The organism is Micromonospora taraxaci (assembly GCF_007830095.1).
GTDB classification, from domain to species: domain Bacteria; phylum Actinomycetota; class Actinomycetes; order Mycobacteriales; family Micromonosporaceae; genus Micromonospora; species Micromonospora taraxaci.
The window spans coordinates 5046980-5058430 of sequence record NZ_VIWZ01000001.1 but is presented as its reverse complement, the minus strand read 5'-3'; the positions used below and the strand labels follow the sequence as shown (position 1 = coordinate 5058430).

Below are 11451 nucleotides of genomic sequence, written 5' to 3'. Positions count from 1 at the left end.
GTCTGTACAGGACGTGAGAATCCGCCTCCGCTCCGGCACCCCCGGGTGCCGGGAAGGCGGCCAAGGGAAGGTCAGTAACCGTGCATTACGCAGCAGCGGGTGGCGGGGCCGGCGGTTTCACGCCGATCCTGATGATCGCCCTGCTCTTCGGTGTCATGTATTTCATGATGATCCGGCCCCAGCAGAAGCGCCGCAAAGAGGCGGAGGCGATGCAGTCCAACCTCGGCCCCGGCGACGAGGTCGTGACCATCGGTGGGCTCTACGGCACGGTCACCGGCATCGAGGACGACACCGTCCTGATCGAGGTCGCACCTGGCGTGCAGACCCGCTACGCCCGTCCGGCCATCGCCCGGGTCGTCACCCGCGCGGAGTTGCCGAGCGAGCCGGTCACCGAGGACGCGGACACCGCCAAGGACTGACCGTCTTCTCCCGGGGTGGTGGTCCGGCGTACGGCCGGCCCACCCGCCTTCCGGGTCACCGCCCCCGACGGGGCAGCGGACGAGACGTGAAAACTGGATAGTTGGGTCGACGCCGGGCGTCGGCACGTTCCCGTGACCGTCGGCGATGCACGCCGCCCGGTCCTCGTGCCGGCATCTCGTCGGCTCAAGGCAGACCCGTCGGGCGGGATCACCGGCCCGACACCGCCGTCGCTGCGCAGAGCGGCGCGACCGTACAGGGAGACAGGACAGCCGTGGCACCACCTCAGGGACAGATGCGCCCCGGGCGGCAGCTCGCCGTGCTCGGGTTCATCTTCGTGGTCCTCTATCTTTTGGTGTTCTTCGCCGGCGCCAACGGCAGCTTCAAGGACCGGCTCGAGCCAAAGCTCGGCCTGGACCTGATCGGCGGCACCCGGATGACGCTGGAGGCGACCAACTCCATCGACGGCAAGCCGCCGACGGCGGAGAACCTCGAGGAGGCCCGGCAGATCATCGAGAACCGGGTCAACGGGCTCGGCGTTGCCGAGGCCGAGGTGGTCACCGAGGGCAACCGGAACATCGTCATCTCCCTGCCCGGTGAGAACCGGAACCTCGACGAGGTGGGCAGCGCGGCCGAGCTGCGCTTCCGCAAGGTGCTGAAGGCGGCGGACGGCAGCGGGACGATCGCCGCGCCGCCGGCCGCCACGCCGACCCCGTCGGGCAGTGCCGCTCCGACCCCGTCCGGCGGCGCGACCCCGACCCCGTCGGGCAGCGGTGCGCCGAAGGCGACGTCGTCGCCCAGCGGCGGTCAGGGCGGAATGGCCCCCGCGTCGCCCAGCGCCACGCCGACGCCCTCCGCGTCCGCCTCGCCGAGCGCCGCCACGCCGACGCCGAGCGCCAGCGCAGAGCCGGTGTCGGCCAGCATCGAGGAGCAGCGCAAGGCCGTCGAGCAGAAGGTCGGCGCCGCCGCCTGGCAGGCCGCCAACGGGCTGCAGGCCCCGGCCGACCTGACCGCCGACCCGTCCCTCGGTGACAAGCTCAAGCCGTTCGGCACGCTGTCGCCGCAGGAGGTGGCGGTGCTGCCGGCGCAGATGCAGTTCAACGTGCCGACGATCGGCTGCCCGACGCAGCTCGACAAGCGCCCGCCGGCGTCGATCTCCGACCCGAAGCAGCAGGTCGTCGCCTGCGAGGGCGGCGCCTCGAAGTACCTGCTCGACCAGGCCAAGGTGCTCGGCACCGACGTGGACGACGCCGACGCGGTGCTCGACCAGACCAACTCCTGGGTCGTCAGCCTGGACTTCACCGGCGACGGTCAGAGCAAGTGGACCGCGCTGACCCGCGAGTCGTTCAACAACGAGGGCCAGGCCTGCGACGCGACCGCGCTGGGCCAGGACGGCAAGTGCCGGGTGGCCGTCGTGCTGGACAACGAGATCGTCTCCTCTCCGGAGATCCAGGGTGTGCTGACCGGCAACTCCCAGATCACCGGCAACTTCAACCAGAAGGACGCCAGCGCGCTCGCCGGCCAGCTCCGCTACGGCGCGCTCCCGGTGACCTTCAAGCAGCAGGAGGCGCAGAACGTCACCGCCACGCTCGGCGCAAGCCACCTGCGTGCCGGTCTGCTCGCTGCCGGCATCGGCATGCTGCTGGTCATCATCTACTCGTTCTTCTACTACCGGCTGCTCGGCTCGGTGATCTTCCTGAGCCTCATCCTCTCCGCGCTGCTGGTCTTCGGCGCGCTGGTGGTGCTCGGCCGGCAGATCGGCTTCACGCTCACCCTCGCCGGCATCGCCGGCATGATCGTCTCACTAGGTGTAGCGGCGGACTCGTTCGTCATCTACTTCGAACGATTGAAGGACGAGATCCGGGAGGGGCGCAGCCCGCGTAGCGCGGTGCCCCGCGCCTGGATCCGGGCCCGCCGGACGATCATCTCGGCCAACGCGATCACCCTGCTCTCCGCTGTGGTGCTCTACGTGGTGTCGGTCGGCACGGTCAAGGGCTTCGCCTTCGCGCTCGGTCTGGCCACCGTGCTGGACCTGGTCGTGGTCTTCCTCTTCCGCCACCCGATCATGACGATGTTCGCCCGGACCCGGGCGTTCCTGTCCCCGCGGGTCAGCGGTCTGGGCCGGGCACTCCCGGCTCGCAACCAGCCGACTCAGCAGCCCCGCAACCCGCGCGCCAAGGAGGCCTGAGATGGCTCAAAACGGTCTGGCGAGCCGTCTCTACAACGGTGAGGCCGGTCTCAACATCGTCGGCCGGCGCAAGCTCTGGTTCGGCGTCGCCGGGGTTCTGGTCCTGATCGCGATCCTCAGCTTCTCGATCCGCGGTTTCAGCCTGGGCATCGAGTTCGCCGGCGGTAACTCGTTCCAGGTGCCGGCGAGCGTCGGCACCCTGGACGACGCCGAGCGGGAGGTGGACGCGGCTCTCGCCGCGGAGAACACCGGTGCCCACGTGGTCACCGCGCAGAAGGTCGGCGGCCCCGGTGGCGACTCCTACGAGCTGCGTACCGGGCAGCTCAGCGCCGAGCAGGCCAACGCGGTCAAGGCGCAGATCGCCCAGGACCTCGGCATCAGCGAGGACCAGATCAGCGGCAACCAGGTCAGCGAGGCGTGGGGCAGCCAGGTCACCGAGCGCGCCGTGCTCGGTCTGGTCATCTTCATCGCGCTGGTGATGGTCTACCTGATCCTGCGCTTCGAGTGGCGGATGGCCGTCGCCGCGGTCTCCTCGCTGATCATGAACCTGGTCCTCACCGCCGGCATCTACTCGCTGGTCGGCTTCGAGGTCACCCCGTCGACGATCATCGGCTTCCTCACCATCCTGGGCTTCGCGCTCTACGACGTGGTGGTGGTCTTCGACAAGGTCCAGGAGAACACCCGGGGCATCACCGCGAACAACAACCAGACGTACGGCGAGGCGGCCAACCTGGCCGTCAACCAGAGCCTGATGCGGTCGTTGAACACCTCGGTGGTCGCGCTGCTGCCGGTCGGCGGTCTGCTCTTCATCGGTGCCGGCCTGCTCGGCGCCGGCACGCTGAAGGACCTCGGTCTGGTGCTGTTCGTCGGTATGGCGGTGGCGTTCCTGACCTCCATCCTGGTGGCTACGCCGCTGCTGGCGCTGCTGAAGAACTACGACCCGCGGATCCAGGCGCACAACAAGCGCGTCCTGACCCGCCGGGGCGCGATTGCCCGGGGCGAGGTCACCGGCAAGGGTGCGGCGAGCCCGGCCCAGGCCGACGTGACCGACGAGCCGCTCGACCCGGACGCCGCGGCGCTGGCCGGCGCCGCCCCGAAGGTGGGCGCACGGCCGGCGGGCAAGCGGCCGACCGGCGCCCGGGGCGGTCGCCCGGGTGGCGGCGGCAACCGGCCGGGTGGCGCCAAGCGGCGCTGACCTGACCGAAACACCCGAACGGGAACACCCGAACGGCGTCCGGCATGCTGTTGCCGGACGCCGTTCGTCGTCGAAGGGAAACGAGACAGCCGTGACGGAGACCCACAGCACCGAGGCGCGCGGGGACAGCGGTCCGGAGACCGCCCGACTGGTCGCCAGCCGGGTGCTGGACGTGCCCGACTTCCCGAAGCCCGGCGTCCTGTTCAAGGACCTGATGCCGCTGTTCGCCGACGGGAAGGTCTTCCGCGAGGTGGTCGACGGGATCGTCGCGTACCACGGGCGGGACGCCTTCGACGTGGTGGTCGGCATCGAGGCGCGCGGCTTCGTCGTCGCCGCGGCCGTCGCGTACGCCGCCGGGGTGGGAGTGGTGCCGGTGCGAAAGGCGGGCAAGCTGCCCCGCCCGGCGCACTCGGCCTCCTACGCCCTGGAGTACGGCGAGGCCACCCTGGAGGTGCACGAGGATGCCTTCACGGCCGGGCACCGGGTGCTGGTGGTGGACGACGTGCTGGCCACCGGCGGCACCGCCGAGGCGACGCTGGATCTGGTCGAGCGGGCCGGCGGGACCGTCACCGGCTTCACAGTGCTGCTGGAGCTCGGGTTTCTCGGTGGGCGGGAGCGGTTGGCGCAGCGTCCCGTTCACGCCCTGCTGACCGTTTGAGCCGGTCGACGCGCCGGCGACCGTTTGGTGCCGGATCCGTCGAGGTGAAGGCGGTGCCGACCGTCCGGCGGAGCGGCAGGGGGCCGTCCGTGCGGGTAGCATTGCCCTTTGCCGAAGCCGGCGGCACACGTCCGGCGAGGCGAGACCAGGCCGACCGATGTTCGGTCGGTGTGTTTCCGGCGAGCGGTGAGGAGGCCGGTGTCCCACGATGTCGTCCCTCCGGCGGAGGGCACGGTGCACCCGACAGGCGACGCTGACGGCTCGGTGACCGACCGGACAGGCGACGTGCCGGCCCGGGTGACGGGCACCGGCAACGGCTCCACCAGGGCTGCGAGCGAGAGCACGGCTTCCCCGATCAGCGCCCCGCCGAGTGCCGAGGCGTCGCCCGGCGCCGACGGGGTGGTGGTGCCGTTCCCGACGGACGCGGGCATCGACCCGTCGCCCAGCGGGGGCTTCGGGCTGTCCAACGCGCCCACCGGCCGGCGGGTCCGGGCCCGGTTGGCCCGGTTCAACGCGCCCTGGCAGACCTCGCAGGTCAGCGAGGTGCTGGAGCCGCTCATCGCGAGCCACCGGGACAATCACCCCAAGGCCGACGCCCGGCTGCTCCAGCGCGCCTTCGACACGGCGGCGCGGTGGCACTCCGGGCAGTACCGCAAGTCCGGTGACCCGTACATCACCCACCCGCTCGCCGTGGCGACGATCCTCGGCAACCTGGGGATGGACACCACCACGTTGGTGGCCGCGCTGTTGCACGACACCATCGAGGACACCGAATACACGCTCGACCAGATGCGCGCCGACTTCGGCGGCGAGGTCGCTCTGCTGGTCGACGGCGTCACGAAGCTCGACAAGGTCAAGCTGGGTGACGCGGCGAAGGCCGAGACGATCCGCAAGATGGTCGTGGCGATGGCCAAGGACCCGCGGGTGCTGGTGATCAAGCTGGCCGACCGGTTGCACAACATGCGCACCCTGACCTTCCTGCCCCGCCCCAAGCAGGAGCAGAAGGCCAAGGAGACGCTGGAGATCCTGGCGCCGCTGGCGCACCGGCTCGGTATGAACACGATCAAGTGGGAGCTGGAGGATCTGTCCTTCGGCACGTTGTTCCCGAAGCGCTACGAGGAGATCAACCGGCTGATCGGGGAGCACCAGCCGCAGCGTGAGGCGCTGCTGCGGCAGGTGACGCAGAAGGTGCAGACCGACCTGAAGGCCGCCAAGATCAAGGCGGAGACGACCGGGCGGCCGAAGCACCTCTACTCGATCTACCAGAAGATGATCGTGCGGGGTCGGGACTTCAACGACATCTACGACCTGGTGGGCGTTCGGATCCTGGTCGACACGGTTCGGGACTGCTACGCGGCGCTTGGTGTGATCCACGCCAACTGGCAGCCGGTGCCGGGGCGGTTCAAGGACTACATCGCCATGCCCAAGTTCAACATGTACCAGTCGTTGCACACGACTGTCATCGGGCCCACCGGCAAGCCGGTGGAGATGCAGATCCGCACGTACGCGATGCACCGCACCGCGGAGTTCGGCATCGCCGCGCACTGGAAGTACAAGGAGCACAAGGGCACTCAGATCGTCGGCCCACCGGCGCACATCGACGAGATGACCTGGTTGCGGCAGTTGCTCGACTGGCAGCGTGAGGCGGCCGACCCGAGCGAGTTCCTGGACGCGCTGCGCTTCGACCTGTCCAGCCAGGAGGTGTACGTCTTCACCCCCAAGGGTGACGTCATCCCGCTGCCGACCGGCTCGACGCCCGTGGACTTCGCGTACGCGGTGCACACCGAGGTGGGGCACAAGTGCATCGGCGCGAGGGTCAACGGCAAGCTGGTGCCGCTGGAATCGACGCTGTCCAACGGCGACGTGATCGAGATCTTCACGTCGAAGTCCGAGACCGCCGGCCCGACTCAGGACTGGCTGGGCTTCGTCAAGAGCCCTCGCGCGCGCACGAAGATCCGCCAGTACTTCAACAAGGAGCGGCGCGAGGAGGCGATCGAGGCCGGCAAGGACGCGATCGTCAAGGCGATGCGCAAGCAGGGCATGCCCCTGCAGCGGATGCTCACCTCCGACGCGCTCATGTCGATCGCACGGGACCTGCACCTGGCCGACGTGGCGTCGCTCTACGCGGCCGTCGGCGACAGCCAGGTCTCCGCGCAGTCGGTGGTGCAGAAGCTGATGGCCGCGTACGGCGGCGAGGAGGGCGCGGCGGAGGACATCGCCGAGACCGCCGTCGCCACCCGGCCACCGCGCAGCCGGCAGAGCAGCAGCGACCCCGGTGTCGTGGTCCGGGGCGTCAGCGACGTCTGGATCAAGCTGGCCCGCTGCTGCACACCGGTCCCACCGGACTCGGTGTTCGGCTTCGTCACCCGCTCCGGCGGGGTGAGCGTGCACCGCGACGACTGCGCCAACGCCGAGGACCTGCGGGCGCAGAGCGAGCGGGTGGTCGAGGTGAGTTGGAAGCTCACCTCCGCCTCGACGTTCCTGGTCGCCATCCAGGTCGAGGCACTGGACCGGCACAAGCTGCTGGCCGACGTCACCCGGGTGCTCTCCGACGAGCGGGTCAACATCCTCTCCGCCACCGTCACCACGACCCGCGACCGGGTGGCGGTGAGCCGGTTCAGCTTCGAGATGGCCGACCCGAAGCACCTGGGCCACCTGCTGGCCACGGTCCGCAAGGTCGACGGCGTCTTCGACGCGTACCGGGTGACCTCCGGCGCCTGACGTGTAAACGGAAGCGCCCGCCGGCTCAGCCGGCGGGCGCTTCGTCGTTGCTCGGGTGTCAGCCCTGCGGGTTGCTCATGGCGAGGTCCTTGATGACGACCTCCTTCTTCGGGTGGCCACCACCGGCCTGCTGGGCGAACGCCCCGTCGTCACCGGCCTTGGCCACGTCCTTGACGATGTCCAGACCACCGGTGATGGTGCCGAGCACCGTGTACGCCGGGTCCAGCGGCGAGTCGCCGTAGACGATGAAGAACTGGCTGCCGGTGCTGCCCGGCTGGCCGGAGTTGGCCATCGCGATGACACCCTCCGGGTACGGCGGGCGCTTGTCGGTGGGGAGGTTCTCCTCCTGCATGCGGTAGCTCGGGCCGCCTTGGCCGTCGGTGTCCCGCCAACCGTTGCCGGTGGCGCTGGGGTCACCGCACTGCAACACCTTGATGCCCTCGGTCACCAGGCGGTGGCACTTGGTGTTGTCGAAGAAGTTCTTCTCCGCGAGGTAGGTGAAGCTGCCGGCGGTGCACGGCACCAGCGAACGGTCGACCTTGGCGGTGATCGGGCCGAGGTTGGTGTCGATCGTCATGGTCTGCACGCCGGTGCCGGACTGCTCGTTGCTCGGCAGCCCGACGTCCTTGATCTGCGGGGGCCGCTGATCGGTGGGCAGCGCGTTGAACGCGCACTCGGACGCCCCGGGCGCCGCCGCGGTGGTGTCGGGCTTGTCGTCGTCGCCGCCCAGGCTCACCGCCAACCAGACGGTGCCGGCGACCACGAGCACCAGCGCGACACCCGCGCTGACGATCGCCTGCGTCTGCCGGCGCTTGCGGGCCTTGGCCGAGCGCTCGGCCATCTCCTTCTCGAGCCGGGCGCGTGCCGCCGCGCGCTGCCGCTCTCTGGTGGACGTCACGCCTGGATCCTCCTGGCTGTCTGCTGCTGAGTGCCGACTGGGTGGGTGGTGGCGGCCGGTCAGCCGGCGCTCGGGCTGCTGACCGGAGCGCCGGTGGCCGACGGCGCCGCACCGGTGACCGGCTCACCGACCGTGAGGCTCTGGATCGTCACGTCGGTGGTGGGCTTGACCTTGGCTCCGGTCCCATTGTCCACGGTCGGGAGGGCGCCGATCTTCTCCACCACGTCGAGCCCGCCGGTCACCCGGCCGATCACCGGGAACTTCGGGTCGGTGGTGGTGAAGTCCTTGAAGAAGAGCAGGAACTGGCTGCCGTTGCTGCCCGGCGGGTTGGAGATCATCGCCACGGTGCCCTTGGGGTACGTCGGCGGTTGGCCGGGGGCCGGGCTGGCAGACGGGGACGCCGACGGCACGGTCGGCAGTTCCTCGTCGTAGAACGAGTAGGTAGGCCCACCGAGGCCGGTGCCGCTGGGGTCGCCGCAGCGCAGCGCGCCGTCCGCGGTGATCTCGTGGCACTTCGTGTTGTCGTAGAACGACCGGCTCGCCAGGTGGGCGATGCTCGCCGCCGCGCACGGGGAGTTGGTCAGGTTCAGCTCGGCGGTGATCGGCGCGCCCTGGTTGGTGGTCACCGTCATCGTCCGGGTGCCGTCGGTGGGCAGGTCCTTGGTCGCCGGCGTGCCGACGTCCTTGAGGTTGGTGTTGGCGGTCGCGTCCTGCGGCGTCCAGATGCAGGTCTCCGCCGCGTCCGTGTTCTGCTTCGGGTCGGAGTCGAACGCCCCGAGCGCCCAGGCCGAGCCGGCCACCACCAACACGAGGATCAGAGCGGCTCCGACTCCGGCCTGGATCTGCCGACGGCGCCGCACGGTGGCGGCCCGGCGAGCCATCTGCCGGTCGAGCTTGGCCCGCGCCAGTTTGCGCTGCCGGTCCCTGCTGGAAGCCACCCGTGCTCCCCTTTCCTTCACCTGGTCGTCGCCGGCGGCCGGGCGTCCCGGCCCGTCCGGGCGTCACGTGTGTCGCGCCACACGCCCGCCAGAGTGTACGGCTAGCGACTGGGAATGTGGTGTACGAGGTTCCACCCCATCCCGAGCAGCGCTTATCGGGAGTTGTCACTGTGCCCTACGGGGTGCCTGAGGCGGACGCGGCAAAGTCGGTGGGCACGCCCGTTAGGCTGCTGGGCAGGACGACGACTGCTCGACGGAGAGGACAGCGCCCGTGCTCGTGGCCGGCTTTCCCGCGGACGCCTTCGGCACCAACTGCTACGTGGTCGCCACCGCGCCGGGGGAGCAGTGCGTGGTGGTCGACCCCGGCATCGGGGTGCTCGGCCAGCTCGACGCGCTGCTCGCCGAGCACCGCCTGCATCCGGCCGCCGTGCTGCTCACCCACGGCCACCTCGACCACACCTTCTCGGTCGCGCCGGTCTGCGGCGCGCGCGGCATCACCGCCTACGTGCACCCCGGTGACCGGGAGATGCTGGCCGACCCGTCCAAGGGGCTCTCCAGCGACCTGACGTCGCTCTTCGGGGGCCGGTTGACCTACACCGAACCGGAGGACGTGGCGGAGCTGACCGACGGCGCCACACTCACCCTCGCCGGTCTGGAGATCGCCGTCGACCACGCGCCGGGCCATACCGGCGGGTCGGTGCTGTTCCGGTTGCCGGGCGCCGGGTCGGGCTGGGAGGCCGACGAGCTGTGCCTCTCCGGCGACGTCCTCTTCGCCGGGTCGATCGGTCGCACCGACCTGCCGGGCGGAAGCATGCCGGCCATGCTCACCAGCCTGCGCGACAAGATCCTTCCGTTGGCCGACGACACTGTCGTGCTGCCCGGCCACGGGCCCGCCACCACCATCGGTCGCGAGCGCGTCAGCAACCCGTACCTCGTCGAGGTGGCGCAGATCGGCGGCGGCCGACCGGCGGCGCCCACCCGGGGCCTCTAGACCTTCTCCGCGCCGCGCGCGGACCCACGACACCACCGCGCCGCGGGCGCGGAACCGCAAGGAGTACGCCGATGAGCAAGCCCACGCCCATCTCCGGTTTCCCGGAGTGGACCCCCGGTCAGCGGATGGTCGAGCAGTTCGTGCTGGACCGGATCCGGGCCACCTTCGAGCTGTACGGCTTCGCGCCGCTGGAGACCCGCGCGGTGGAGCCGCTGGACCAGCTGCTGCGCAAGGGCGAGACCTCGAAGGAGGTCTACGTGATCCGGCGGTTGCACGCCGACGCGGAGGGCGCGGGTGGCGACGACCAGTTGGGTCTGCACTTCGACCTGACCGTGCCGTTCGCCCGGTACGTGCTGGAGAACGCCGGCAAGTTGGCCTTCCCGTTCCGCCGCTACCAGATCCAGAAGGTGTGGCGGGGTGAGCGGCCGCAGGAGGGCCGTTACCGGGAGTTCGTCCAGGCCGACATCGACATCGTCGACCGGGACACCCTGGCCCCGCACCACGAGGCCGAGATGCCTCTGGTCATCGGGGACGCCCTGCGCTCGTTGCCGATTCCGCCGGTGACCATCCAGGTCAACAACCGCAAGATCTGCGAGGGCTTCTACCGGGGCATCGGGCTGACCGACCCGGAGGCGGCGCTGCGCGCTGTCGACAAGCTCGACAAGATCGGCCCGGCGAAGGTGGCCGACCTGCTGGCCCAGACCGCCGGTGCGAGCGAGGCGCAGGCCAAGGCGTGTCTGGCGCTGGCCGAGATCTCCGCGCCGGACGCCTCGTTCGCGGACGCCGTCCGCGCGCTCGGGGTGAGCGACCCGCTGCTCGACGAGGGCATCGACGAGTTGGTCCGGGTGGTGGAGACCGCCGCCGAGCACTCGCCCGGCCTCTGCGTGGCGGACCTGCGCATCGCCCGCGGTCTGGACTACTACACGGGCACTGTCTACGAGACCCAGCTGCGCGGCTACGAGCGGTTCGGCTCGATCTGCTCCGGCGGCCGGTACGACAACCTGGCCAGCGCGGGCGCGGTCTCGTACCCCGGTGTGGGGATCTCGATCGGGGTGACCCGGCTGCTCGGGTTGCTCTTCGGCGCGGGGGCGTTGTCGGTCTCCCGGGAGGTGCCGACCGCCGTGCTCGTCGCGGTCACGAACGAGGAGCGGCGGGCGGACAGCAACCGGGTCGCCGAGGCCCTGCGCCGCAGTGGCGTGCCCACGGAGGTGTCGCCGAGCGCGGCGAAGTTCGGTAAGCAGATCCGCTACGCCGAGCGGCGGGGGATTCCGTACGTCTGGTTCCCGGGCGTCGAGGGAGCGCCGGACGAGGTGAAGGACATCCGCTCTGGTGAGCAGGTCACGGCCGTCGCTCAGGAGTGGATGCCGCCCGTGGCGGACCTGAAGCCGACGGTCGGGTGAGTGTCTCCACTGGCGCTAACGGCCGCGGGGACCTACGGTAGCGTA

8 protein-coding genes and 1 pseudogene are annotated in these 11451 nt (G+C 70.4%); 7 read left to right on the top strand and 2 right to left on the bottom strand.

Going from position 1 to position 11451, the window contains the following annotated elements; translation table 11 throughout:
- Nucleotides 1–80 precede the first annotated feature (80 nt).
- The 5 genes and pseudogenes from yajC to FHU34_RS22805 form a co-directional block, all read left to right on the top strand.
- Nucleotides 81–419 (top strand): preprotein translocase subunit YajC, encoded by a 339-nt coding sequence (gene yajC / locus FHU34_RS22825; protein ID WP_280116495.1) that lies wholly within the window; start codon nucleotides 81–83, stop codon nucleotides 417–419.
- Between the two features lie 272 nt (nucleotides 420–691).
- Entirely contained in the window at nucleotides 692–2605 is a 1914-nt protein-coding gene (secD, locus tag FHU34_RS22820; protein ID WP_208745060.1) for a protein translocase subunit SecD, read from the top strand.
- 1 nt (nucleotide 2606) lies between these two features.
- A complete protein-coding gene (secF, locus tag FHU34_RS22815; RefSeq protein ID WP_145783844.1) occupies nucleotides 2607–3800 on the top strand; it encodes a protein translocase subunit SecF in 1194 nt (397 codons plus the stop codon).
- A 91-nt stretch (nucleotides 3801–3891) separates the two neighbouring features.
- Nucleotides 3892–4458, top strand: a complete 567-nt coding sequence (locus tag FHU34_RS22810) for an adenine phosphoribosyltransferase (protein WP_088990354.1) — start codon at nucleotides 3892–3894, stop codon at nucleotides 4456–4458.
- A 399-nt stretch (nucleotides 4459–4857) separates the two neighbouring features.
- Nucleotides 4858–7179: pseudogene (locus tag FHU34_RS22805) on the top strand (RelA/SpoT family protein); the annotation flags it as partial.
- A gap of 58 nt (nucleotides 7180–7237) precedes the next feature.
- On the opposite strand, the gene FHU34_RS22800 reads toward FHU34_RS22805, so the two are convergent.
- The gene (locus FHU34_RS22800; protein WP_145783841.1) at nucleotides 7238–8077 is read right to left on the bottom strand and encodes a peptidylprolyl isomerase; all 840 of its coding nucleotides are present in this window, start codon (nucleotides 8075–8077) and stop codon (nucleotides 7238–7240) included.
- A gap of 59 nt (nucleotides 8078–8136) precedes the next feature.
- Complete coding sequence (locus FHU34_RS22795; RefSeq protein WP_145783839.1) at nucleotides 8137–9015, bottom strand: peptidylprolyl isomerase; 879 nt, start codon at nucleotides 9013–9015, stop codon at nucleotides 8137–8139.
- Between the two features lie 271 nt (nucleotides 9016–9286).
- Between FHU34_RS22795 and FHU34_RS22790 the strand changes: the two genes are divergently transcribed.
- Both FHU34_RS22790 and hisS read left to right on the top strand, forming a co-directional pair.
- On the top strand, nucleotides 9287–10006 hold the full coding sequence (locus FHU34_RS22790) for an MBL fold metallo-hydrolase (RefSeq protein ID WP_145783838.1): 720 nt from the start codon (nucleotides 9287–9289) through the stop codon (nucleotides 10004–10006).
- A 71-nt stretch (nucleotides 10007–10077) separates the two neighbouring features.
- On the top strand, nucleotides 10078–11406 hold the full coding sequence (gene hisS, locus FHU34_RS22785) for a histidine--tRNA ligase (RefSeq protein WP_145783837.1): 1329 nt from the start codon (nucleotides 10078–10080) through the stop codon (nucleotides 11404–11406).
- Nucleotides 11407–11451 lie beyond the last annotated feature (45 nt).

What these genes read in the sequence shown, in the direction of transcription:
- secF (WP_145783844.1), top strand. Translation starts at nt 2,607, where the DNA reads ATGGCTCAAAACGGTCTGGCGAGCCGTCTCTACAACGGTGAGGCCGGT.
- hisS (WP_145783837.1), top strand. Translation starts at nt 10,078, where the DNA reads ATGAGCAAGCCCACGCCCATCTCCGGTTTCCCGGAGTGGACCCCCGGT.